Below are 24,824 nucleotides of genomic sequence, written 5' to 3'. Positions count from 1 at the left end.
GTTACATTCAATTATGTAACTCTCTGCCTATCCCAGAATGTCAGTAACATTAAGACTTTTGGTAGATTTGTTGGGAGAAAACATTAAGACTTTTGGTAGATTTGTTGGGGAGAAAGGAAGAATTTCAATAAACATTCTTCAAGTCGCGAGGATTCAAGTCCCTAGTAGTTGTGCTAGAGCAAAAGCTAAATACTCATACTGTGCTTGTGTATTATAAATTTGAGCCGAAATACGAATTAGCTGCTTTGGTGCGGCAGGCCACGGAATCACCGGCACTTCAATTCCAAATTCCTTAAATAGAGCATCTTGTAAAAGCGGTATTAAAGGCGTTTTACCTGAATTGGGGGCTGCATCGGGTAAAGGTACAACTGCCATTGCACCGATCGTCTCATCGGGACAAGGTGGCGTTTCGCCAAGGGCTTCGCAAAGGATCTGCCTAGCCGCCAGTGCCATTGCCCGATTTTGTGCCATTAACTCAGACCAGCCACCCTCAAGCAGGGAACCCATAAACTTAATCGCCGCTCTTACGCATAGGTAAGCCGTAGGATCGTCAGTTCCCATCCAGTCAAACTCTAGCTGGAAGCGAGACCTGTCGCTGCGTGGAGAATTAGCACCGTGGCTGATTGTCGTCGGACGAATCTGGGATTGGCGATCGCGCCGTACATACAAAAATGCCGCCCCTTTTGGCGCACACAACCACTTGTGGCAGTTACCAGTGTAATAAGTTGGCCCGATCTCCCGTAAATTGAGGGGCAACATTCCAGGTGCGTGGGCCCCATCAATGAGAGTATCGATACCAAGTTCGCCTAGCTGGTGTACTAGCTGCTGGATGGGAAAAATCAAACCTGTCTGACTGGTGATGTGATCTAATAGTGCCAGCCGCGTCTTGAGCGAAACTTTTTCCATTACCGCTGCTAGAGCCTTTTCTGGCGAATCTAGAGGGAAAGGAACTTTTGCCACCACTACCCGCGCCCCCGTTTGGTTGGCAACAAAATCAAGCACGTTGCGGCAGGCATTGTATTCGTGGTCTGTTGTCAGTAACTCATCGTCGCTGGTAAATTTTAGCGATCTCAACACCGCATTCACACCCGTTGTCGCATTGGGGACAAATACCAAGTCCGAAGCATCTGCACCGATGAACTCAGCCAACTGACTTCTAGCGGCATCCAGCAATTCTTCAAACTCGCGCCCAAAAAAGCGCAACGGTTCCCGTTCCATTTGTTCACGCAGGCGCTGCTGTGCTTCCAAAACCGGAATTGGACAAGCACCAAATGAGCCGTGGTTAAGAAATGTTACATCTGGGTCAAGCCCCCAGAACTTCTCAAACCCCGATCGCTGAAGTGGGAAGCGTGAAATTTCATTTTTCATGCTTCCCACTTTATCCTTTTCTAAACTCCCCGGGTGGGATTCGAACCTACGACCAATCGGTTACACTTATCCCAACATTTCTGAAGGGGGTGGACTATCTCATCATCCACTTGGGATGTCGGGCGCTGTCGCTGATGCTGTATCTTTTAATTTCAGGTCAATTTTATATCTCATACAGTCTGTGACAAAGGGATCGATTAAACTTATTAGCTTTCGACCTTCTGTGGCTCCCATTCTTAGTCTCCACCAACTTTTATTCGGAACAACAGTCCAGTGAATATCCCATTGTTCCTCAAAGTAAATTTTGACTAATCGAGCTTCTGCCTCAGAGCAATATGTGTTTAGAGTGAGTTCGCGACCGTGGATTTTTCCTTCGCGTCGCTTGTATGATAGCGAACCATCATCAAGATACCACAAGGATATTCCTAGCGGGGTTAGAATTTTCAGCCCTTTTTCGGTGAATTGCTTCTTTCCGTTTTTGTATATAACGGGATACAACGATCGCAGGCGTGCATGGTTTCTAGTTACCAACTCAACACCTGGGTAGCCGTTGTTATCAAAGCTTCTAACTTTGAACTCGTACCCAAACATAGATTGAATAATCTGGGTTTTGTATTCCAGATATTCTTTTTCGCGTTCGCTGTGAGTCATTTTTAATACGACCGCTCCTCCTGGGTTTTTCCTAAGAGTTGCTTTGCCGTATATCATCCCCACGAGCGCTGACCTTATTTCCCGTATCGTTCCTACCATTTGGTAGAACCTTTTTAAGCATTCAGCTTAGTCTCTGCACCTTTCTGGCTAATGAGAGGAAATCTCTCTTTTTCTCCAGACTTGGCTCAAGATTACCGCCACCCGAAGTGCTGCGGTTTCCTTGAATTCACCCGATTTTACACTACTCGTCGCCGAATAGCGCTGCTAGGTAATGCAAGTAAACTTTAAGGTTTACCTGTGTTTGTGCCTTACAGCCGATCGCTCTACCACTGAGCTACCGAGGATTGCATTGGCTGCTACTTGAGCAACCCTTAAATATAATAACGGTAATGCAACCGAGTTGGCAAGCCCTCTGGCAAACTTTTTTAATTTTTATTTATATAACTCGTCTTAACCCATAACTAGCAAGGCTTTTAGCGTATATAAAGCCGTTGTTTGCTACTTCAATCCCATTCGCAATTGGGCCAAACGTTGCCGGGATTTCGGGTCAAGAGAATTGGCTAGAAAACGACTGGATGATTGTTTGTTGGCTTTGTTTTTGCGGCGGATGCCCTGAGCCGTTGATTCAACTTCGTGGTAGAGTTTCTGTGCTGACATCCATTCGGCACCGTACCCCGTGACCATCAGTTGCTGAACGCGATCGGATGTGGCCACAATCACTCTACGTTTAAATTTACGCAATTCTTGGTTTAAGTCAGCACAGATTTTTTCTATGAAAGTGTCTGCTGTCTGCTCAAAATCAGTGAAGCAAATCGATAAATGCTCAGTAATAACTTCACGATTGCTTGGTGTATTTCTATACTGAGCGTCAAATACTATCTGAGTATCGAAGCCTTGAAAAGCACTATAGCTGACTAGCGCTTCAATCAGTTGCCAGCGGGCGGCCTCTAGTCCGTTGCGATCGCGCGTGTAAAGCAGAAGAGGCCAAGCGCCAATTATGTTGTAGCCGTCTACGAGCAAAGTAGCCGACGGCGAGGGGGGTATCATTTTTCAACGCCAAATTTTTCTAAACTTAACATTTTTGATGATACTTTATCTCTCAATATAGAGCTAGGGGAAGAGAGGGGCTAGGGGCTAGGGACTAGGGGAAGAGGGAAGAGGGAAGAGGGAAAAGGGAAGAGGGAAGAGGGAAGAGGGGAAAAATCCTTCTTTTGACTTTTGACTTTTGACTTTTGACTTTCTCTGCTAGGCAATCTCCTCTTGCATAAGGCGTTGTTTTAAGCGGTTTGGATCGCCTTTGTCCACAACCAAGCCCCGTTCTAGCAAGAATGCTCCATCGCAGTAATTTAACTCATCTAAGCGGTGAGTGACCCACAAAGCAGTTATGCCCTGAGTATTGACTAAACGGCGCACTTGAGCTACTAGGTCTAACTGACTGTCTGGATCGAGAAGGGCGGTAGGTTCATCCAACAACAATACTTCACAGCGACGGGCGATCGCACCTGCGATCGCGACCCGCTGCTTTTGACCCCCACTCAAAGCATAAATTGGCCGTCTTTGCAATGACCACAAATTCACAGTCGCCAGCGCTTCTTCTACCCGTTGACGAACTTGGCGCAAGGGGAGATTTTCCTCCACCAGTCCAAAGGCTACATCTGCACCAACTGTTGGCATTACCAATTGATGATCCGGATTTTGGAAGACGAATCCCACAGGCCCAGCAATCTTAATTTCACCAGACTGGGGACGCAAAAGTCCAGCCAGCAATCTCAACAATGTCGATTTTCCGCTCCCATTTGTCCCCAAAAGCATCCAGAATTCGCCCTGGGGGACATCGAGAGAACAGGATTTTAAAACTGTTTCGCCCCCAGGCCAGCTAAAGCCAACATTTTCCACTGTAATGGCTGATTGGGTCATGCGATCGCCGTCTGTGAGCATTTATGCTTCTGTCATCGCGAAGAAACCAGGGGGTCTGCCAGCAGATGCGGCACCGGATTTCTGAGATATTTGCACTGCGGTGATTTCAGTACTCAGGACGCCGATCTTTTTTTCTAGCTGTTTGTCGCAAGTGAGTTCCAAAATTTGAGAATTGCCAGAGCGCATCGCTTCCAGAACTTGATTGTAGAGCGCTTGGGCGTCCTCGTCTGACTTCCGTTGCACTGAAAGTGGGAAGGGAGTGTTCTTTAAAGTCAAGTCAATAGTGAACATGGGCGTTTGAGATATTCTGCTTAATTCCACAACCACTTTCTAGTATTGCAAAGTTAGCGAAACTAGGGGCCTCAAAAGTCAAAAGTCAAAAGTCAAAAGAAAGAAAATTCTCCCTCTTCCCCCAGTCCCCAGTCCCCAGTCCCTTTTGTCTTTTGACTTCCTTGTCCTGAATTAAATCAATCTAGGGTGTGAAAAATTTGGAAACTTGCACCTATAATGAGAGACATAGTAAAGAAACGTAAACTAGAATTACGTTTAAAGTGGTTTTGTGCGTAACCTTAACTGAAAAACAGTTAGGTGAGTGCAAAACCGATCGACCGTACTCATACCTATTCGGAGATTTGCGTCATGACTATTGCTGTCGGACGTGCTGGAGCCTCAAGAGGATGGTTTGACGTCCTCGACGACTGGCTAAAGCGCGATCGCTTCGTATTCGTCGGCTGGTCCGGCATCCTCCTATTCCCCTGCGCCTACCTAGCGCTAGGCGGATGGCTGACCGGCACCACCTTCGTCACCTCCTGGTACACCCACGGACTAGCCTCATCCTACCTAGAAGGCTGCAACTTCCTCACCGCCGCCGTATCCTCACCAGCAGACAGCATGGGACACTCCCTCCTGTTCTTGTGGGGGCCTGAAGCCGCGTGGAACTTCACCCGTTGGTGCCAAATCGGCGGCTTGTGGGCATTTGTCGCCCTGCACGGAGCCTTCGCCCTGATCGGCTTCATGCTGCGCCAATTTGAAATCGCTCGCCTAGTAGGCATTCGTCCCTACAACGCGATCGCATTTTCCGCACCCATCTCCGTCTTCGTTTCCGTCTTCCTGATGTACCCCTTGGGTCAATCCAGCTGGTTCTTCGGCCCCAGCTTCGGAGTAGCGGGAATCTTCCGCTTCATCCTCTTCCTGCAAGGATTCCACAACTGGACCCTCAACCCCTTCCACATGATGGGCGTAGCGGGCGTACTGGGCGGAGCCTTACTTTGCGCCATCCACGGTGCTACAGTTGAGAACACCCTCTTTGAAGACGGCGAAGGAGCCAACACCTTTCGTGCCTTCAACCCCACCCAAGCAGAAGAAACCTACAGTATGGTGACCGCCAACCGCTTCTGGTCGCAAATCTTCGGAATTGCCTTCTCCAACAAGCGCTGGTTGCACTTCTTCATGCTGTTTGTACCAGTCACCGGCTTGTGGATGAGTTCCATTGGCATTGTCGGTTTAGCACTCAACCTGCGGGCTTACGACTTCGTATCCCAAGAGTTAAGAGCGGCTGAAGACCCCGAATTTGAAACCTTTTACACCAAGAACATTTTGCTGAATGAGGGCATCCGTGCTTGGATGTCACCACAGGATCAACCCCACGAAAAATTTGTATTCCCTGAAGAAGTACTACCTCGCGGTAACGCTCTGTAGTATCTAGCCCGATCCCGGCTCAGCTTTAGTGGCTGAGCCGAAAACCCCTGCATATCGGTAAGCAGGGGTTTTTTGGTAATTTTTGGGGAAGATCCCCATTTTCTTGTTTTCGTGTGATACATTAACTACAGGTGAATAACACCGATACTTCAATTTCCTCTTTGAGACAAAGACCGTTCAGGGAATAAGGAGGTGATGCCTATGCAAGATAGTAGTAAAATCATGGGTCATCAGATTGGATTTAACTGGCTGTGCGCCGGGGCTGTTCTCTAGCAGTTAAGTTTAGTTTCCTAGTGGAACTAAAATAGCTGTTCCTGCTGGGCAGGTTAGAATTCCTCCCGGCAGTCTAGTTTCCATCTGAAGACCCGCTAGACCGCTCTCAGCGATAGTGACCAAAATTTTACCAAGTCACTATTGCTGAGAGCGGATAGTTTTTTGTACCAAGAGCCAGATCGGAAACTGGCTGATGAGTGAAAGCTGCGCTGCTGTAATTTGTTAATCTATCTAAAATGTTGCAAGAGGACTCCCACCACAGCGACAGCTTGCTGGTGAGATGAATTGCAACCAACTCACTTAACTTGAGCGTAGCGAATCCGTTTTAGGTAGTCCCTTGATGTAATCCCGAATAACCAAGAGACACAGAAAACTCTTTAGATTTCGCATCAAGATTAATTCTCTCTTGCCTCGTCCTCGGTAAGCCTAACTTTAATGCTTTTGACCCTTGTGTATCTTGTCATATCCCCATCAATGGAGTAAAATAGCAAGATCGCAAATCAGCACCTAGATCGTCAAAGAGTTAAAGTAGGGGGTTTTCAACACAAATCCTTGTTGAAGTAAAACTTTAAAGGATTGAACCCTAGAAGCTAGAAACTTCTCTGAAACACCTGTAGTTACAAAACCAAGTGACAAAATTAGGTAAGTAGGAAGCAAAAGCATCAACTACCGTATCCAAATAGATGGCCTATACTCTAGGAAAGTGAACCCCGCAGCGCTTTCGCCAGTCAAATAAGTTAATTTGACCAAGGTATCGATCGGGAATTTTAGATGAATCCGTAGATTCTCTATGATGTGGTGTGAGGAGAAAGAGTAAAAATGTCCAAAATGTTGTTGAAGTCTCTGCTGTTTAGTCCGGCAATCCTGGGGGCGACCCTAGTATTTGGCTCTTCAGCAATGGCCACAGAAAGCCAAACAACCGCAGAAGTAAGTCAGCCCCAAGCTGTAGCAACTCAAAGTCCTGAAGCGCAGCCAATTGCCGCAGCCAATCTAAAGTTGGATGCCTTACAACATATAGCTCCAGCGCTGTCAGCAGTAGAAGAAGAGGCTACGGCTGGCTCTAAGTTGGAGACGCCTTTTGCTGAAGCTCCTATTTCGCAGCAGAAGGCAGCTGCTTCCAAAGCAGAAGCCCCAACTCAAGCCCGCACTTTGCAAGAGAAAACCCTAGCTGATAAGGCACCAACTGCTGCCCCCGCATCTCGGAGTTTGTCTTCAAATACGGTAGCTCAGGCAGCACCTTCCGATAGTTCGGGTAATTTAGACCAAATTCTCCAATACGGCAACGAAGGCTCGGCCAACAGAGCCTCGGAGGGTCAAGTTACTTCCGTATCTCAATTGCGGGACGTACAGCCTACAGACTGGGCTTTCCAAGCACTGCAATCCCTGGTTGAGCGCTACGGTTGTATTGAAGGTTATCCCGATCGCACTTATCGCGGCAACCGGGCCCTGACTCGCTACGAATTTGCAGCGGGGTTAAATTCCTGCTTAAATCGGATTCAAGAACTGATTGCGTCGTTGCCGCAAGGTATTGGCAAAGAAGATTTGGCCGCGCTGCAACGGTTACAAGAAGAGTTTGCGGCGGAATTGGCTACTTTGCGAGGCCGAGTAGATGCTCTGGAAGCTCGGACGACCCGACTGGAAGCGCAGCAATTCTCCACTACGACAAAGCTGAGGGGAGAAGCTATCTTTGCTCTGGCTGATGTCTTTGGCGGTAGCAACATTCGTAGTGGTGTTGACGACAACAACAATACAGTCTTTCAAGACAGGGTACGTTTAGAATTCCAAACCAGCTTCACGGGTAAAGATCTCCTGCACACCCGTATTGCAGCCGGTAACGCCGTCGCTTTTACTAATTTCCCAGGCCGTGAGTTTACTGACGCTGACGGTAACGGGACATTTCGGAGTACAGCAGAAGGTACTTTGCAATATTTCGTTGGTGGGGCTACCAGCAACAATATTGTCTTAGACTGGTTGGCCTATGAATTCCCCTTATTTGGCACCTCGCGTGCTTATCTTGCTGCGTATGGAGGACTTCACGCTGACTACGCCGATGTTTCCAACCCTTACTTCTACGACGGTGACGGCGGCAATGGCGCTATTTCTGCCTTTGCACAACAGAACCCCATCTATCGGATTGGTGGCGGTGCAGGTGGTGGCATCAGCTTCAGTGTAGGACGCGGCGGTAGCTTCTTCAAACCAAGTTCCATAACTGTGGGTTACTTGGCGGGGGGTTCAGGTGTTAATCGCCCCGGTAATTCTGCTACTGGTGCCAATAATCCGACCGATACAAACGGTCTGTTTGATGGTAACTATTCCGCTTTGGCGCAACTAAATTTTAGCGTCAGCAATCGCCTTGGCTTTGCTTTAACATACGTTCACAGTTACCACAACACCGGCAGCGACATATTCGACGGTGGTGGCGGTGCTGGCGGTCGCCTCGTTGGCACCAGTCTGGCTAATTTGCCATCCACACTTCTGGGTGGTATTAATACATCACAAAATGGAACCAGCACGCCGATTTCGGCTAACTCTTATGGGGCGCAGGCTGCGTTTCGACTCAGCAAGAATTTTTCGATCAGCGGCTGGGCTTCTATGACAGACGCAACTCTTGTCCGTCGCGGAAGCGCACAAATGTGGACTTACGGATTGGGCATTGCCTTACCCAACTTGGGCAGAGAGGGTAATGTGTTGGGTCTTTTTGCGGGTGCGGAACCCTACTTGACAGGTATAGAAGTTGCAGGGCCAGACCCCACATTCCGCAGAGATATTCCTTGGCACTTGGAAGGTTTCTACAAGTTCCAACTCACAGACAACATCTCGGTAACTCCTGGTGTGATCTGGCTGATGGCTCCCGATCAGAACAAGAGCAATGATGACATCTTTATCGGTACGCTCAGAACTACCTTTACCTTCTAGGTGATGCACAACTGACTCCGAACAGAACAAAAGCCCCGTCACCGGGGCTTTTTTTATCAATGGTGGTAAACCGATAAACTCCAGTGAATAACCGGAGTATACTTAAGAAAGTAATGAGCTTGGCGAAAGTTGGGTTTCGTGCGCTGCTCAACCCAACGGGTGTGGTCAAAACCCGTTGGTGATGTAGGAGACAAGGAGGACAAGGAGGACAAGGGGGACAAGGAGGACAAGGAGGACAATGCCCAGAAGAAAAGCTTTTCGTTTCAACCAATTACTTATGACCACACCCCAACCCAACCGACAATTCTACTTAAACCGAAACTAAACATAATCAACCGGAAACGATATAAACTGTGGAACTCTCGTGTAAAAGTGAATACGCGCTTTTAGCTCTTTTAGAGCTGACAATTCACTATAAAAGCGGCGAACCGCTACAAATTCGGCAGATTGCGGCTCAGCAAAATATTCCCGATCGATATTTAGAACAACTGCTGGCTACTATGAGACGTTGCGGTTTGGTGCGTAGCCAACGTGGAGCTAAGGGAGGCTACGTCTTGGGTCGCGAACCCTGGAAAATCACGCTTTTGGATGTGGTGTGCTGTCTTGAGGGACTAGATGCTCAGTCGTCTGAAAGCGATGCTCCGCCGAAAACCCTAGAAAGTGCTGTGGTGCGAGAAATCTGGCTGGAAGGGCTGCAAGCGGCTAATTCAGTTTTGCAAAAATATACACTACAAGATCTGCGCGAAAAGCGAGATGCTAGGCGTCAACTAGATATTATGTATTACATCTAATTGGTCATTGGTTATTGGTCATTGCTATGAACCATGAACTCAAGGACTATTGACTATTGACAAAGGACAAAGATATGCGGATTGCTCATGATATTACCGAGTTAGTCGGTCGCACGCCTCTGGTACAGTTAAATCGGATTCCACAAGCAGAAGGCTGTGTGGCGCGAATTGTGGTGAAGTTGGAGGGGATGAATCCAGCGGCTTCTGTTAAAGACCGCATTGGCGTGAGCATGATTGATAAGGCGGAGGAGGAAGGGCGGATTACACCGGGCAAAACAGTGTTGGTGGAACCTACTTCTGGAAATACCGGGATTGCTCTGGCGATGGTTGCTGCGGCTAAGGGTTATCGGTTAATTTTAACTATGCCCGAAACTATGAGCAGCGAGCGACGAGCGATGTTGCGAGCTTATGGAGCGGAACTGCAACTGACTCCAGGGATTGAGGGTATGAGTGGGGCGATTAGGCAGGCGCAAGAGATTGTGGAAATGACCGCCAATTCCTATATGCTGCAACAATTTCGCAATCCGGCTAACCCGCAAATTCACCGGGAGAGGACAGCGGAAGAAATTTGGGATGATACGGATGGGGAGGTGGATATCCTGGTGGCTGGGGTCGGCACTGGTGGTACGATTACGGGTGTGGCGGAGGTAATTAAAAACCGGAAACCTTCGTTTCAAGCGATCGCAGTCGAACCTACTAATAGCCCGGTTCTTTCCGGCGGAAAACCAGGCCCACACAAGATTCAGGGTATTGGGGCTGGATTTATTCCCGAAGTGCTTAAGGTGGAATTAATTGATGAGACGATCGCAGTTACCGATGAACAAGCGATCGCTTACGGGCGTCGTCTAGCTCGCGAAGAAGGGCTGTTATCCGGCATTTCCACTGGTGCGGCGCTGTGTGCGGCGATCGAGGTTGGCCAGCGAAAGGAAAATGAGGGACGCTTAATAGTGATGATTCAACCCAGTTTTGGAGAACGCTATTTGAGTACGCCTTTGTTCCAAGATCCAGAACTCAAAATATCGACTCTTGGGTTAGCCTAATAGTTCACCAATCTGATTTTGATAGGCACGGTATCTCAAACTTCTCTGCTTTCCACCTATCAAGATCGGTTTGGCCAACTACTGAATTAGTATTATGGCAGATCCCAATCACTACGAAACCCTGCAAGTCAGTCCGCAGGCGACTCAAGCTGAAATTAAGCGATCGTATCGCCAATTAGCCAAACTCTATCATCCAGATAGCCAGCACGAGAAAGCCAATCACGAGCAAATCGTCGAACTTAACGCCGCCTATGAAATACTGGGCGATCCTCATCAGCGACAGTCTTACGATCGGCAATTACGCAATCCCTCACCAACCTCCTCTGGCAATTGGCAACAGCGGACTAAAGCAGCGCAAAGAGAATACCAAAAACAGCGACAAAATGCAAGGGATACCGACGAGCAAATTCAGCAATGGCTCAACCAAGTTTATCAGCCAGTCAATCGCTTGCTTTGTCGCATTCTCAATCCCCTAAAGGCTCAGATAGATAACCTCTCCGCCGATCCCTTTGATGATGAACTCCTGGAGGCTTTTCAGGATTACCTAAAAGACTGCCGAGACTTTTTAGAGCAAGCGCAGCTTTATTTTCGTTCCATGCCCAATCCCGCCCAAGTAGCGGGCGTTGCAGCAACCCTTTATTATTGCCTAAATCAACTAGGCGATGGGATTGACGAATTAGAGTTCTTCACTTTCAATTATGACGATCGCTATCTGCACACGGGTCATGAAATGTTTAGGATTGCCGCCGGACTGCGCCGCGAAGCTCAAGCGGCCTTAAAAAATGTTGCTTAGGAATCAAGAAAGAAGATTACTTTACCCGGTCACTTGCTCCTGAGTGGAATTTGAGCGGAAATTGTTTTATTCTGGAATTAGAATAGTTTTACGAAAGTTTACAATTATTGTAACCGCCAAGGCGGTTAGGAAATTCTGAATTCCTGAAATCCTTGATTCTAAACCCTTCTGACCCTAGTCCCTAGCAAGAAAGCCCCTAGCCCCTAGCTATATCTCCTCGCTCCTGTGCAAGTGTATTCATGAAATGTATTGTCAATCGTCGCGCTCAGTTTTCGGCTAGCCACAGGTACTGGTTACCCGAACTAACTGAAGCGGAAAACATTCAGCGGTTTGGTGCCTGCACCCGCGCACCCGGACACGGACATAATTACGTCCTATTTGTCTACATGGCAGGCGAACTAGATGAGTACGGCATGGTACTCAATCTATCGGATGTTAAGCACGTAATCAAGCGAGAAGTCACCAGCCAACTGGACTTTTCCTATCTCAACGAAGTCTGGCCAGAATTTCAAGAGACTCTTCCTACTACCGAAAATATAGCACGGGTAATCTGGCAAAAGCTGGCTCCTCACTTACCTTTGGTGCGTATTCAACTGTTTGAACATCCTGAACTTTGGGCAGATTATTTAGGAAACGGAATGGAAGCTTACCTCAGCATTGCTACTCATTTTAGCGCCGCTCACCGACTGGCTCGTCCTGACCTCAGCTACGAGAAAAACTGCGAGATTTATGGCAAGTGCGCTCGTCCCAACGGTCACGGTCACAATTATCATTTAGAGGTGACAGTCAAAGGCGAAGTTGACCCACGTACCGGCATGAGCGTTGATTTAGGCTCATTGCAAAAGGTTATTGACGATTATGTTGTCGAACCTTTCGATCACACTTTCTTGAATAAAGATATTCCTTACTTTGCAGAAGTCGTTCCGACGGCTGAAAATATTGCTATTCGGATTCGCGATTTACTACAAGAGCCGATTCGGGAATTGGGAGCCGAGCTTTACAAGGTAAAATTGGTAGAAAGTCCCAATAATTCTTGTGAAGTTTATGCTACTGAATTAGAATCAGGTTCATTTGTTAGCAAAATCAGTGAGCCTGTTTTGATGCGACTGTAATTATTGGAGTTTAGACTATCGCACCTGCGGTGCGATAGTCTAAACTCCAGTTTTAACAAAGCCGCTATCTTCAAGCGGGGGTTGGTGGTGCCAACACTTTTTGGAAAGCAGGTCGTTCGGATAGGCGCTTCATATAATCCAAGACAGCTGGATAAGCACTCAAATCGAGCTTCAGCATCATCGGAATGTAAGCTAAAGTTGCCCCAACTGCTACATCTGCGACACTGAATTGTTCGCCAAGGAGATAAGGTTGCTGCTGAAAGATTTGATTCAATGCAGCCATGAGGATGGGCATTTCGCGATCGCGGTTGGCTTCCACAAAAACCCCGATCGCTAATGTAGAATTGGCAAACAACACCCATTGTGCGATCGCAGCCTTATACTCTGGCCCAACGGGGATATTGCCATATTTTTCAGCCAGATAAAGCAAAATTGCCCCTGACTCCCAAAGCTTCAAATCCCCATCCACTATGCTGGGAACTTTGCCGATTGGGTTAATCGCCAGGTATTCAGGCTGGCGGTGTTCCCCTTTTTGCATATCCAACATGACAAATTCGTAGGGAATGCCCAGTTCTTCCAGATACAATTGCACAATTGAAGCCCGACTGCGGGCACCGCCATATAGTTTCAACATCTTTCAACAAAATTGATTTACTAAGGAGATTATGGATTGGAGCATTGGTAATTGGGAATTTTAGATTGAATTTAAATCTAAAATCTGAAATCTAAAATTCCCCAGTTCCTTTCAGAGTACTTTGTGAGTGTATTCGTGTTGCTTCACATTATCCTCTGTTCTCACAATGTTCTGAGAATTCAGCACGCGCTTGCGTTCGACAGAGTAGTTAAAGTCCTGGCGAGTAGTACCTTGAGGAATATGGGTTTGAGCAACAGGACGACGCTTGTAAGTACGGACTGCGGCTAGGGCCCGTTCTGCAAAGTCATCGCAGAACTGAGCCTCCTGTGGAAATTCGGCAGGCTTTTGGGGTGTATCGCCTGCCAGTACCGTTCCCCAGGTCGTAGCACAAGCCATTTGGTAAGAAGTAGGAATTCCTTTTACCAGGGCTTCCAAGGCGGCTGAGGGGATAGGCTCCACAATAGGAACTTGATGAACTTCTCCGTCTTCTTTAATAAAGCAGGTTGCCAAGCCGAGTACCAGGTAGTCATCTGCCGATACATCAGGGGCATGAGGATGCAGGGAACCAGTTTTCATGGGAATTTTCTATTTAACCGTTTAAACGATCGACAGTTCTATACCGTTGGATTTTACCGCTCAAAAGGTACAGTCGAATTTTCCGGATCTGTGGTAAAAAGTGGCGATATAGATTGCTGGGGGGTTTGATGGCGTCTTGTGCCGTTTCGGGAATGCCTGACTTCCTGACTGTAGCTTGTACTTGGTAGACAAATTTCAAATTGACCACCAGTCTCATCCCTCCTTGAACAGATTAGCTACAATGTCAGTTTCTCTTACTTAAGACACATGAGCAAGTGACACAACAGACAGATGATTTTGGGCAAGAAATTCATAAAGTGATGGTGTAGAGCCAAAAGTAGCGTTAAGGATCGCCAGGTCGCATGAAAGCTCGCTGTTTCCTAAAGAATCAAGATTGTTCTAAACATCCGTGTCGATCGAATGTGGCACCAACATCGGCGGTGTCTCGTTCTAACCCCCGCGATTCGCAAAAGCGTCAAGGGATCGAGCTGAAAATGATTTACAGCCAAGGAGCTACGCAAATAGAGCCTGACTGCACTCGCTTACGCCGGGTCGCTCGCGATAAAGCGCAACAAGGCGATTACGCCCAGGCGATCGAGATTATGAACTGTTTGATTGACCGCAATCCGAGCGATGCCAATGATTATAACAATCGGGGGCTGGTTTATTTTCAGAGCGGTCAACTGCTTGATGCGATCGCCGATTACGATCGGGCCATTCAACTCAATCCCCATTTGGCGGGTGCTTACAACAACCGGGCCAATTATTATGCCCAGCAAGGACAATTAATCGAAGCGATCGCAGACTACGATCGGGCTATAGACCTCAATCCAGTTCATGTCCGGGCTTGGATTAACCAAGGCATTACGTTTCGAGACCTAAAATTATACGAGCGAGCGATCGATAATTTTGACTTTGCGCTACGACTGGGCCAACTGAAAGCTCACATCTGGGCCGAACGGGGTCGAACCTATCATCTCATGGGCGACTGGAATTATGCTCTAGCCGATTACCGACGCGCTTTGGAGGAATTACCAGCGGGTCGTCGTCGTCAGCAAGTAGAAACTTGGTTAAACGAACTACTCAGTCCTTTGCAATCTGACCCGGAGAACTAAAGAATTAAAAATGCCAACTTAATAATTATTAACCTAGAAAAGTATCAACCACCTAACTTTATCAAGGTCAGAAAAGGGAAGCATTCGCTTCCCTTTTCCAATTTTTTGCCCCTGACATCGGTGTACTATTTACTGTCAAGCCTTAAGGGGATGAAGCCGTCTGGCCTGCTTCATCAGCATCATTGGTATCCTGATCTAGCAATACAATATTGCGCCTTGTCGGATCGACTCGATTGCTCAGATCCTGCATATTAGTTTTTGTTTGCTTTGGATCGAACAAATTCCCAAAATTAGTTTGCAAACGATTTACTCGTTCTTCTGTTTGCTTCACTTGTACTCTGATTTCCTCCAACTTGCCTTGTACGGATTTGTGATAAGGCAACAGTTGTACTAGAGCCACAATGGCTGCTGATGAGAGTATTACATTAACCGCCAACTTGGCGGTTGTTTCCAGAGCTAGAGCAGTAGTAGCCTGATGTTGCTGGCGTCGGCGACGAGGGCGAGCAACTTTACGGGGTTCTATAGGTTGCAGAGGTGGTCTTGACGGTTGAATGGCGTTCATGATCCTGAAAAGCTTTCGTCCTAAAGTACAACCGGGGCTAAGTTGCTTGCGGGAAGTAGTACAGAGGCAATTAATCGCGTCTTTACTTTGCAAAAGCTGTCTCTGAGATTGTGAAGCTCAAAGAGTGGGCGATTGCGCTATCCCGTTCAGCTGCACCGCAATAAGCTAGCAGCAGCGTCCATACTAGCAGTTGAACGCTGCTGCTACCAGACTGTTTACACCCTTAGAGTGGCTCACGCCTGGAAATTTTGCTTTTGATTAAGCAGACGGGCTAGCAGCCCCATCCAGGGGAGCCAAAAAGACACACCTGGGCACGTTCGGTAAGGTCGGCTATTGCGTCCCATTACCTCACCAGTTGTTTACTTATAGAGTTCCGTTGCGAGACGGAAAGCCAGGATGCCTGGAATCAGTGCCACAAAGAGGGCCACGAAAACTTGGGTATCGGATAAAGACATAATTTGCTTGCCTCCTAAATTTAGGCTTGTTCGTTAACCAATTTCAGCCAAAGAAGCCCCTTGATGGAATAGGTTGTAACAAGTTGCAACAAAAGCTACGCTATAAGCAGTGGTGCAGAGGAACAGAGGGGCAGATCTTGGTGTCCCTGGTTTTCTTTGCGCTAAAATTGATCTTCTAGCTTCAGATTGGTTAACACGGCCTAAGTTTGCCTAGATTAAAACCATTGTTTCGTTGCTATTGTTTTATAACTGTCCGGTTCAAAAAATAGTTAATGCTTGACCAAGTACTAAATTCTCCCTTCAATCAGGGAATTGAGACTCTGCTGCTATTGCTGATTTTAGTGATCCTAGAGGCAGTACTGTCGGCAGATAACGCGATCGCCCTTGCCGCTATCTCCAAAGGTTTGGAAGATGCCAAGCTTCAGCGTCAAGCGCTGAATTTGGGCTTGCTGGTGGCTTACGTGCTGCGAATGAGTCTGATTTTGACGGCAACCTTGGTGACGCAGTTTTGGCAATTCGAGCTGTTGGGTGCTGCCTACCTGCTGTGGCTGGTGTTCCAATATTTTACTTCAAATAAAGATGAGGACGGGGAACACCACGGGCCTCGCTTTGCCACGCTGTGGCAAGCTATACCGATGATTGCCTTGACCGATTTGGCATTTTCGTTGGATAGTGTGACAACTGCGATCGCTGTTTCCAAACAAACCTGGTTGGTTTTGACTGGTGCCACGATCGGTATTATCGCGCTGCGTTTTATGGCAGGATTGTTCATCCGCTGGCTGGATGAATTTGAGCATCTGGGGGATGCAGGATATTTTACAGTTGGGTTGGTAGGTTTGCGCTTGCTGGCGAGAGCGTTTAATGAGGACTTAGTGCCGCCTGAGTGGTTGATGATTAGTGTTATTGCTTTGATATTCCTCTGGGGATTTTCTAAGCGCACCGTCCCCGACTTGAAAGCAGAAACCGATACCGAAGAGGTCGAGAAGCAAGAGTCAATTCGGTAAGAGAGCTAAATTTAAGGTGATTTCACCATTTCCAAAACCCGGTTTCTCCGAGAACCGGGTTTTTCCACAAGCAAATGCCCCGCTGCCTCTCATGCTGGGGTACACTGACAAAATGCAAAAGTCTGTTGAAGGAATTGATGGTTTAAATTTGTAAGGCTCTTTCGGAGTTGCTATGCTTTTGTTCACTTAAGAACATTTTTATCGATTTTTGAGTCTATTTGCATTTCGCGATCGCTCCTTACCCCTGCCCCAATCTATTTTAAATCAGAGAATCAGGATCTAAACCGAGCGATCGCAATCTTTCAGCCAACATTTGTGCGCGTCGTTCCGCTTGCAAACGGCCTTCTCTTTCTTTCCAAACAAGTTCTTCAGGTGTCAGTAATCTTTGTCCTTGTTCGTCATACCAGTACAACCAATCCCGCCTTATTCCCTGATAAGTTCCCTCTTCCCGTCCAATTCCTAAACCTATTTCTGGCATCCAAACCGGATTTTCTGGCAAATATTCGTAACTACCATCAACTAAACGGTACACTTCCAAAGGTGGTTTTCTACGGCGACGCGGATTATAAACTGCATAGTACAAAACCCCTAATTCGGCATACTTCGCCTTCTTGGTGGTAAATTCACCCCGGTAAGTACCAGAAATAACTTCCAGCGCAAAAATAGGTGTCTTTTTTTCTTCCCATATCGCATAGCTGGCACGCAGTTCTTCTTCATCGACAAAACGCTCAACACCTAAACTGAGAAATCCATCTGGAACGATAGGAGGTGACTGGGAATTATAGTAAATCCCCATATCAACTCCAAAAAACCAATCCATGCGATTTGCCCACAATAAAGCTAGGATTGCTTTGAGCAAACTGGGAATTAAATCTTGTAGTTCGTTATCCACAGGAGTATCATCAGAATCGGGCAGATCTTCGGCAGAAGGCCAGCGCAGTTTGGGATCGTAATTAAACATAAGAAATTTCGCCAGAGCTAATAAAATTTTAGCTAGTAAACTTAAGTTGGAACTGCGATCGCACTATTCTTATAGCAGTCGCCAAGGCGATTAGGACAGTATTAAACGCGCAAAGCAATGCTGGGACTGTATTTTTACTAAAGCCGAAGCACTCAGCACTTTGCTATATCTTACCGCCATAAAACCGCCTAAAAAAAGAATGCCACCGTAACGGCAGCATTCTCCATTAAATAAACTTAAATTACTCGTACAACCAAGAAGTCAGACTGGGTTGCCAACTCACCAATTCCTCATCCGCAAACCAGAGACTAACTTCATGACGAGCAGTTTCAACTGCATCCGAACCGTGGATTAAATTACGACCCACACTGACGCCGTAATCGCCGCGAATGGTTCCCGGTTCAGCTGTTAGCGGGTTGGTAGCACCGATAAGTTTGCGTGCTGACGCGACCACCCCATCGCCTTCCCAAACCATAGCTACGACAGGGCCAGAGGTGATAAAATTAACTAATCCTGGGAAAAATGGCTTTTCCCGATGCACGTCATAGTGCTGTTCGGCGAGTTCGCGGCTGACCTTCATCAACTTCAAACCAACCAGGGTGAAACCTTTGGCTTCTAGACGACGAACGATCTCACCTACGAGTCCTCGCTGCACGCCGTCCGGCTTGATTGCTAAAAATGTGCGTTCCACTACAACACTTGCTCCCAAAATTCCTTCTCAGGGTATCGTAAAGCAATTGCAGTCTGTTTTTTGCTAAATTCTGCCGATCGAATTGCGAAAACCAGTCAGCTACTTTTGAGCGAATACGCTAGATTTGTTAATCGGTAATTGTTGCAAGGGGGGAAAAGCATGACAGTACAGCCGATCGCAGATGGAACGATATTTGAAGAAAGAGTGCCAAAATCAGCATTAGCAGAAGCAGAGCCAAGAGAACTTCTGCCAGTAACCAGAGAGGTTTCCAGACAGTGGACAATTGAGGATAGCGAAGCACTTTACCGGATTCAAGGTTGGGGCGAGCCCTACTTTTCCATTAACGCTGCGGGTCGCGTAACAGTTTCTCCCAAAGGCGAACGGGGTGGTTCTCTGGATTTGTATGAACTGGTAAACGCGCTTAAGCAGCGTAACTTGGGATTACCGTTGCTAATCCGCTTCTCAGATATTTTAGAAGACCGGATTGAGCGGTTGAATGCTTGCTTTGCCAAAGCGATCGCCCGCTACAATTATCCAGGGGTTTATCGGGGCGTGTATCCAGTCAAATGCAACCAGCAAAAGCACTTGTTGGAGGATCTGGTAAAATTTGGCAAACCCCATCAATTTGGCTTAGAAGCCGGTTCCAAACCCGAACTGATGATTGCTCTGGCGATGTTAGATACCGCAGGCGCACTACTAATCTGCAACGGCTACAAAGACCAAGAATACATCGAAACGGCAATGTTAGCCCAACGCTTAGGACAAACCCCCATAATTGTCCTAGAGCAGGTAGAAGAAGTGGATCTGGTGATTCACGCTGCCAAACACCTGGGCATTAAACCGATTGTGGGCATTCGCGCTAAACTAAGTACTCAAGGCGTGGGACGCTGGGGAACTTCTACTGGCGATCGCGCTAAATTTGGCCTTACCATTCCCGAAGTTATCCAGGCGGTTGACAAGTTGCGGGAAGCTAATCTGCTAGATTCCTTGCAACTGCTGCATTTCCATATTGGCTCTCAAATTTCCGCCATTCACGTCATCAAAGACGCCATCCAGGAAGCTAGCAAAATTTACGTCGAGTTAGCCAAGCTGGGAGCTAACATGAAATATTTGGATGTCGGCGGCGGTTTGGGGGTAGACTACGACGGTTCCCAAACCAACTTCTACGCTTCCAAAAATTACAATATGCAGAACTATGCCAACGACATCGTGGCAGAGTTGAAAGATGCTTGCGCCGAGCATAGTTTAGCAGTTCCCACCTTAATTAGCGAGAGTGGTAGAGCGATCGCATCCCATCAATCCGTGCTAATCTTTGATGTCCTCAGCACCTCCGATGTCCCCTTTGGGTCTCCCGAACCGCCACGCGAGGGAGAACCACCCATTGTTTGGAACCTTTGGGAAACCTACCAATCGATCAACACAGAAAATCATCAGGAAGCATATCACGACGCCACTCAGTTCAAAGAAGAAGCGATCAGTCGATTTAACTTGGGGATTTTGCGCCTCACCGAACGCGCCAGAGTCGAGCGGATATACTGGGCTTGCTGCGAAAAAATTCTCGCGATTACGAGACAGCACGATTACGTTCCTGACGAGTTGGAAGACCTCGAAAAAATCATGGCTTCCATCTATTATATCAACCTTTCGGTATTCCAATCTGCACCGGATTGTTGGGCGATCGATCAATTATTTCCCATTATGCCGATTCACCGACTGGATGAGGAACCCACCCGACGAGGAATATTGGCAGACTTGACTTGCGATAGCGATGGAAAGATCGATCGCTTTATCGATTTGAGGGATGTTAAATCAGTGTTAGAACTTCATACCCTCAAACCTGGAGAACCTTACTGTCTGGGGATGTTTCTCAGTGGTGCATATCAAGAGATCATGGGAAATCTCCACAATTTATTTGGAGATACAAACGCTGTTCATATCCAGCTAACACCCAAGGGATATCAAATCGAACACGTTGTCAAAGGTGATACGATGACAGAAGTTTTAAGCTACGTTCAGTACGACGCCGAAGATCTTGTAGAAAGCATTCGTCAGCGTTGCGAACAAGCACTTCTGGAGAAGCGAATTACCATCCAAGAATCTCAACTTTTGCTACAAAATTACGAACACAGTTTGGGAAGGTATACCTATCTTTCTTCTTGAAAAAAGCCTAACGACTCTCATTCGCGGCTACACAAACGAAGTCCGCCTGCGCGGACTTTTGTTTTATCATAGATAAATCTAAATCTTCATCTGTGTTCATCTGTGTTCATCTGTGGTAAAAAAGATTCCAAACTACCGAAGATCGCAAAATCTTCATCTGTCTTCATCTGTCCCATTATCCAAATCAATAGGAGAACCTATGACTGCATCATCAGATAATAATAGATTAGATCGCATAGAAAGAATTTTGGAAGCGAATAGCAGCCAGATTGAGGCAAATACCAGAAACATTGACAGATTGGAAAGTGCGATCGGTTCATTAGTAAGAATTGCTCAAGAACATCAAATTAATATTGAAGATAACGCCAGAAAAAGTGCCCAATTGGAAGCGTCAGTCAATTCGTTAGTACGAATAGTTGAAGTGCATCAAAGTAATTTTGAAATCACCATTGCCGAGATTAGGAGTATAGGAGTTAAAATTGAAGAAATGCAGGCTGAGGTAAAGGGATTGCAAACAGAAAGTTTACGCATTCAACAACGTCTGTTTGGAGAAGAAGAGAATCCCTAGAATCAGCCCAACGACTCTCATTCGTGGCTACGCGGACTTTTGTTTTATCATATATAAATCCAAATCTACATCTGCGTACCCTGCGGTCAGGCTGCGCCTACATTTGCGTTCATTTGTAGTATAGCAACCGACGAAAGTCGGTTAGGGCAACTCCAACTCTTACCTCTGGTTCATAATCCCTTACTTCGTCAAGCTTTTCCCTCTTCTCTCAACGCTCGCCCCTAGCCCCTAGTCCCTAGCTATATAATACTTACGCATTTGATTTTGCACCCACTACAGATGTAGGGACAATTCATGAATTGCCCCTACATCTAGGGGTAAAAGCGCCTTCAAAGCGGATGCGCTAAAAAGAGTAAACGCGCCCTTCTTCGTCAATATAAACCGCTTTATCTGCCCTAAATGTTGAGTCGGATTGCCGAATCCGCACCATGACTACATTATTAGTAGAGTTAACATTATAGTCATATACCAACTCCTTAGCAGCATAAGCATTAATGCTAGCAATATCCCGTGCTTGGTTGCTGAGCCGAACATTCACTTGTGCAGTGCTTCCTGGAGCTAACACTCGATCGGGATTTGGAGTCAGACTATACGTTACGGGCAATCCCGACTCATTCATAAGTATCACTGCGATCGGACGGTTGACATTAACTTGTGTTTTGGGTTGCCAGAAACCAGGCGCTCTGCTGTTTGCATTTCGGTTAGGCTGGGACATGACGGTGGTAGCAGAAACTAAGCTGATACTGGCAAGGAGGACGGCGGCTGTCAGAGTTTTCAGTTTCATCTTTATTTCTTTTGTGTTGGTAGACGCGGTTTTAACCATTATCTAGAGCTAGGATTCAGTAATCTCAGAAACCCGGTTTCTTTAAGAAACCGGGTTTCTGAGATTACTGTTGAATTTTCTCTAATTGTAGAGAGGTAATGGCTACTTCAAAACTTAAGATTTTCTAATTTTCAACCCCCATCATGGCCCAGGAGTTCTGCGATCGCCTGCCGTTCTTGAGGCGGCTGAGCAGGCAGGTCCTGACGGGCATCCGTAATCAGCCAATCGAGGGCTGCCGCCTGAACATCGATCACGGCACCAGTTTTATCCACGCAGTAGCGCCCAAATACCAGCTTATCCACTAGGCGCACTCCCGGACCCAAGCGAGAATATTCAAAAATGATGCTGTTGTCAACAGTGGCTCCATTGCAAACCCAGCAATTAGGGCCGATCATCGTCGGGCCGATAATCTTGGCTCCATCTTCGATGCGAGTCATGGCACCAATGTAAACTGGCCCAGTAATGTCAACCTTGTCCCAATTCACGGCTACATTTAGCCCTGCATAGACGCCGGGAGCTACTTCATGTCCAGGTATATCAACATTTTTAACTTCTCCTAGCAGCACGCTGCGAATAGCCTGCCAATAGTCCGGTACTTTCCCAATATCTACCCACTGGAAATCCATTGCTACCCCATAGAAAGGAGCGTTCATTTCCACGAGTTTGGGGAAAAGTTGGCTACCGATGTCGTACTCAACACCAGAGGGGATGTAGTTGAAAACTTCCGGCTCAAAAATGTAAATGCCGGTGTTGATGTCGGTACTGAGGGCTTCCTCTACCTTTGGCTTTTCTTGAAAAGCTTTAATCCTACCAGTTTCGTCGGTAACGACAACTCCGTAGGCAGAAACTTCTTCTTTGGAAACGGTCTTCATTACAATGGTAGCGATCGCACCCTTTGCCTTGTGCCACTTTACTACTGCCGTTAAGTCCAGATCGATCAAGGCATCTCCGCAGAGTACCACGAAGGTATCGTCAAAGAAAGGGGAAAAGTCCTGGATGCGTTTCATACCACCAGCAGAGCCTATTGCCTCCCCCACCAGCTTGCCCTCGATAATTCGGCCTTCAAAAGAATAGCCAATTTGAACGCCAAACCGCTGACCGTCGCGGAAATAGTTCTCGATCTCATCGGCCAAGTGGCTGACGTTGACCATGATTTGGTCAAAACCGTGCTGGCGTAGCAATTCAACTAAAAACTCCATCACTGGCTTTTGCAGGATAGGAATCAGAGGTTTGGGAATGGTGAAGGTAATGGGACGAATCCGAGTACCTTTACCAGCCGCCAGAATCATGGCTTTCATAAATATCTTTCTCTCAACCTTATGCCATTACAATTGATATCCTATGTTTGGCGAAATATACGCCAAACATAGATTGATGCCGGAATCAGACCGTCTGTTCCGCCAGTGGTTTGTTTTTGCACCAAATCGCTGGCATGATTGGAAACTTGACAGTTCTAGAAACCTGCTGCCAACGACAGTTTATAAAACATTCTCTCAATTTACTCGGATTTACAAAAAATCCGCTCGATCGCCCATTTTGTCTGCTACGAGAGAGGGCGCATTTTCAAGTCTTGGTAGAACTCCTCTTGAACTAACTCCACTTTGGATTGCGCCGACAGCAATAGCAATGCCCAAAAAATGCCGACTCGATCGTGCAATTGCTCTTGAAGTGAAGGATGAGGGCTTGTGGATGCCGGATCTATTGAATTATCGTCCTTAATCTCCGATTCGACCGAGGCTGCACTTGCAATTGCAAAAACTTCATTTTCTTCATCCTTACGTCTTTGAGGCCAGAGTACTAGCAACTGCTCCAGATCCAGCCAATCTTCGCCCGCAGGTAGCCCAGAGCAATAAATTGTCAAAAACTGCACCAGTTGGGCGGCAATTTCTACAGAGGTTTCTTCATTGGCCAGTTCTAGGGTCGCCCGCATTGCTTGGGCGCGAGCCTGGGAATAAGAACGACGATCGCCAGAACGGGCGCGGGGTGGTTTCTCCTCAATTGCAGCCGCTACCAACCGTAACTGCTCAATTAATTCTTGGAGCGTCACCCGCCGATTGGAAGGGGGCTGGGCGGCTGGGCGTCGCCTTAACTGGCGTTCCAGATTTTTTGGCAATCCCGTCCCAGTCCAGTCATCGCCATCTGACCATGCTTCATCTGCTTCTGAATCGAGGTCGTCTTCGGGGGATTGTAGCTTCTCTAGGGTATTGGCTTTGAGTAACACCAGGAGGGCGGCATCCACAAACGCCTGTCCCGATTGAGACAGGTCAGCGACACCAAAGCCTTGCTGGGCGCTACTTAAAGCGGCTATTTCACTCAAGCAGCGATCGATCGCATCGATCACCTGCACATCCCACGGGTCAATTTCCCCGCGCTGGGCTAGGTCAATTAGCAGGGCTATGGCGCTAAAGGGCGACGCTGTGGGTTTCGCGTAATTTCCGCCTTGGGCTGGATATGCGATCGGGGTTTCACCCGGATCTGGCCTGGGCCCGATCGCTTCAGTCGCTTGGGAAACGGTCATGCCTTCACCGAAACTTATCTAGTGCAAGTGGTCAGTGGTCAGTGGTCAGTGGTCAGTTGTCAGTGGTCAGTGGTCAGTTGTCAGTGGTCAGTTGTCAGTGGTCAGTGGTCAGTTGTCAGTGGTCAGTTGTCAGTTGTCAGTTGTCAGTTGTCAGTGGTCAGTTGTCAGTTGTCAGTTGTCAGTTGTCAGTTGTCAGTT

Annotated in this window: 25 protein-coding genes and 1 pseudogene; 11 read left to right on the top strand and 15 right to left on the bottom strand. The window is 47.2% G+C overall.

Annotated features, from left to right (window positions below):
- Positions 1-153: 153 nt before the first annotated feature.
- The 5 genes from LAY57_RS15790 to LAY57_RS15770 all read right to left on the bottom strand — a co-directional run bounded on the left by LAY57_RS15790 (position 154) and on the right by LAY57_RS15770 (position 4,227).
- Complete coding sequence (locus LAY57_RS15790) at positions 154-1,368, bottom strand: aminotransferase class V-fold PLP-dependent enzyme (protein WP_249067737.1); 1,215 nt, start codon at positions 1,366-1,368, stop codon at positions 154-156.
- A gap of 102 nt (positions 1,369-1,470) precedes the next feature.
- Positions 1,471-2,118, bottom strand: coding sequence for a hypothetical protein (locus LAY57_RS15785; protein ID WP_275994041.1), 648 nt, complete (start codon positions 2,116-2,118; stop codon positions 1,471-1,473).
- A gap of 399 nt (positions 2,119-2,517) precedes the next feature.
- A complete protein-coding gene (locus tag LAY57_RS15780; protein WP_249067736.1) occupies positions 2,518-3,066 on the bottom strand; it encodes an NYN domain-containing protein in 549 nt (182 codons plus the stop codon).
- Between the two features lie 198 nt (positions 3,067-3,264).
- Positions 3,265-3,957, bottom strand: a complete 693-nt coding sequence (locus LAY57_RS15775; protein ID WP_249067735.1) for an ABC transporter ATP-binding protein — start codon at positions 3,955-3,957, stop codon at positions 3,265-3,267.
- The gene (locus LAY57_RS15770; RefSeq protein ID WP_249067782.1) at positions 3,958-4,227 is read right to left on the bottom strand and encodes a UPF0367 protein family; all 270 of its coding nucleotides are present in this window, start codon (positions 4,225-4,227) and stop codon (positions 3,958-3,960) included. It abuts the gene before it with no gap.
- Between the two features lie 348 nt (positions 4,228-4,575).
- Here LAY57_RS15770 and psbD point away from each other — a divergent pair, with 348 nt between their 5' ends.
- From psbD to LAY57_RS15740, 6 genes are all read left to right on the top strand, one after another.
- A complete protein-coding gene (gene psbD, locus LAY57_RS15765; protein WP_249067781.1) occupies positions 4,576-5,634 on the top strand; it encodes a photosystem II reaction center subunit D2 in 1,059 nt (352 codons plus the stop codon).
- A 1,092-nt stretch (positions 5,635-6,726) separates the two neighbouring features.
- The gene (locus tag LAY57_RS15760) at positions 6,727-8,823 is read left to right on the top strand and encodes an iron uptake porin (protein WP_249067734.1); all 2,097 of its coding nucleotides are present in this window, start codon (positions 6,727-6,729) and stop codon (positions 8,821-8,823) included.
- Between the two features lie 353 nt (positions 8,824-9,176).
- Positions 9,177-9,614, top strand: coding sequence for an RrF2 family transcriptional regulator (locus LAY57_RS15755; RefSeq protein ID WP_249067733.1), 438 nt, complete (start codon positions 9,177-9,179; stop codon positions 9,612-9,614).
- A 74-nt stretch (positions 9,615-9,688) separates the two neighbouring features.
- Complete coding sequence (gene cysK / locus LAY57_RS15750; protein WP_249067732.1) at positions 9,689-10,654, top strand: cysteine synthase A; 966 nt, start codon at positions 9,689-9,691, stop codon at positions 10,652-10,654.
- Between the two features lie 94 nt (positions 10,655-10,748).
- Positions 10,749-11,447 (top strand): J domain-containing protein, encoded by a 699-nt coding sequence (locus LAY57_RS15745; protein WP_249067731.1) that lies wholly within the window; start codon positions 10,749-10,751, stop codon positions 11,445-11,447.
- 239 nt (positions 11,448-11,686) lie between these two features.
- On the top strand, positions 11,687-12,559 hold the full coding sequence (locus tag LAY57_RS15740) for a 6-carboxytetrahydropterin synthase (protein WP_249067730.1): 873 nt from the start codon (positions 11,687-11,689) through the stop codon (positions 12,557-12,559).
- Between the two features lie 70 nt (positions 12,560-12,629).
- Here LAY57_RS15740 and LAY57_RS15735 read toward each other — a convergent pair whose 3' ends face one another.
- From LAY57_RS15735 to LAY57_RS15725, 3 genes are all read right to left on the bottom strand, one after another.
- Complete coding sequence (locus LAY57_RS15735; protein WP_249067729.1) at positions 12,630-13,193, bottom strand: glutathione S-transferase family protein; 564 nt, start codon at positions 13,191-13,193, stop codon at positions 12,630-12,632.
- 111 nt (positions 13,194-13,304) lie between these two features.
- Positions 13,305-13,769, bottom strand: a complete 465-nt coding sequence (locus tag LAY57_RS15730) for a hypothetical protein (protein WP_249067728.1) — start codon at positions 13,767-13,769, stop codon at positions 13,305-13,307.
- Between the two features lie 13 nt (positions 13,770-13,782).
- Complete coding sequence (locus LAY57_RS15725; RefSeq protein ID WP_249067727.1) at positions 13,783-13,977, bottom strand: hypothetical protein; 195 nt, start codon at positions 13,975-13,977, stop codon at positions 13,783-13,785.
- Positions 13,978-14,191: 214 nt separating this feature from the next.
- On the opposite strand from LAY57_RS15725, the gene LAY57_RS15720 reads away from it, so the two are divergent.
- Positions 14,192-14,884 (top strand): tetratricopeptide repeat protein, encoded by a 693-nt coding sequence (locus tag LAY57_RS15720; RefSeq protein ID WP_249067726.1) that lies wholly within the window; start codon positions 14,192-14,194, stop codon positions 14,882-14,884.
- Between the two features lie 142 nt (positions 14,885-15,026).
- On the opposite strand, the gene LAY57_RS15715 is transcribed toward LAY57_RS15720, so the two are convergent.
- Positions 15,027-15,446, bottom strand: coding sequence for a slr1601 family putative cell division protein (locus LAY57_RS15715; protein WP_249067725.1), 420 nt, complete (start codon positions 15,444-15,446; stop codon positions 15,027-15,029).
- 359 nt (positions 15,447-15,805) lie between these two features.
- A complete protein-coding gene (gene psaM, locus LAY57_RS15710; protein ID WP_249067724.1) occupies positions 15,806-15,901 on the bottom strand; it encodes a photosystem I reaction center subunit XII in 96 nt (31 codons plus the stop codon).
- Between the two features lie 272 nt (positions 15,902-16,173).
- On the opposite strand from psaM, the gene LAY57_RS15705 reads away from it, so the two are divergent.
- Positions 16,174-16,905, top strand: coding sequence for a MeeY/MeeF family manganese export membrane protein (locus LAY57_RS15705; RefSeq protein WP_249067723.1), 732 nt, complete (start codon positions 16,174-16,176; stop codon positions 16,903-16,905).
- A gap of 259 nt (positions 16,906-17,164) precedes the next feature.
- Here the strand turns inward: LAY57_RS15705 and LAY57_RS15700 are convergent, their stop codons facing one another.
- Together LAY57_RS15700 and ndk are read right to left on the bottom strand one after the other, a co-directional pair.
- The gene (locus LAY57_RS15700) at positions 17,165-17,866 is read right to left on the bottom strand and encodes a Uma2 family endonuclease (protein ID WP_249067722.1); all 702 of its coding nucleotides are present in this window, start codon (positions 17,864-17,866) and stop codon (positions 17,165-17,167) included.
- A gap of 241 nt (positions 17,867-18,107) precedes the next feature.
- Complete coding sequence (gene ndk / locus LAY57_RS15695) at positions 18,108-18,557, bottom strand: nucleoside-diphosphate kinase (protein ID WP_249067721.1); 450 nt, start codon at positions 18,555-18,557, stop codon at positions 18,108-18,110.
- 159 nt (positions 18,558-18,716) lie between these two features.
- On the opposite strand from ndk, the gene speA reads away from it, so the two are divergent.
- Positions 18,717-20,717 (top strand): biosynthetic arginine decarboxylase, encoded by a 2,001-nt coding sequence (speA, locus tag LAY57_RS15690; protein WP_249067720.1) that lies wholly within the window; start codon positions 18,717-18,719, stop codon positions 20,715-20,717.
- Positions 20,718-20,916: 199 nt separating this feature from the next.
- The gene (locus tag LAY57_RS15685; protein WP_249067719.1) at positions 20,917-21,285 is read left to right on the top strand and encodes a hypothetical protein; all 369 of its coding nucleotides are present in this window, start codon (positions 20,917-20,919) and stop codon (positions 21,283-21,285) included.
- A 343-nt stretch (positions 21,286-21,628) separates the two neighbouring features.
- On the opposite strand, the gene LAY57_RS15680 is transcribed toward LAY57_RS15685, so the two are convergent.
- The 3 genes from LAY57_RS15680 to LAY57_RS15670 all read right to left on the bottom strand — a co-directional run bounded on the left by LAY57_RS15680 (position 21,629) and on the right by LAY57_RS15670 (position 24,626).
- The gene (locus LAY57_RS15680; protein ID WP_249067718.1) at positions 21,629-22,069 is read right to left on the bottom strand and encodes a hypothetical protein; all 441 of its coding nucleotides are present in this window, start codon (positions 22,067-22,069) and stop codon (positions 21,629-21,631) included.
- Positions 22,070-22,239: 170 nt separating this feature from the next.
- Positions 22,240-23,406: a nucleotidyltransferase family protein gene (locus tag LAY57_RS15675; RefSeq protein WP_249067717.1), complete on the bottom strand. Its 1,167-nt coding sequence runs from the start codon at positions 23,404-23,406 to the stop codon at positions 22,240-22,242.
- Positions 23,407-23,651: 245 nt separating this feature from the next.
- Entirely contained in the window at positions 23,652-24,626 is a 975-nt protein-coding gene (locus tag LAY57_RS15670; protein ID WP_249067716.1) for a segregation/condensation protein A, read from the bottom strand.
- 34 nt (positions 24,627-24,660) lie between these two features.
- Here LAY57_RS15670 and LAY57_RS15665 point away from each other — a divergent pair.
- Positions 24,661-24,824 (top strand): annotated as a pseudogene (locus LAY57_RS15665) (hypothetical protein); the annotation flags it as partial.

The organism is Argonema antarcticum A004/B2 (assembly GCF_023333585.1).
In the GTDB taxonomy this organism is placed as follows: Bacteria; Cyanobacteriota; Cyanobacteriia; order Cyanobacteriales; family Aerosakkonemataceae; genus Argonema; species Argonema antarcticum.
The sequence above is the reverse complement of the archived record's forward strand: the minus strand, read 5'-3'. Positions and strand labels throughout refer to the sequence as shown.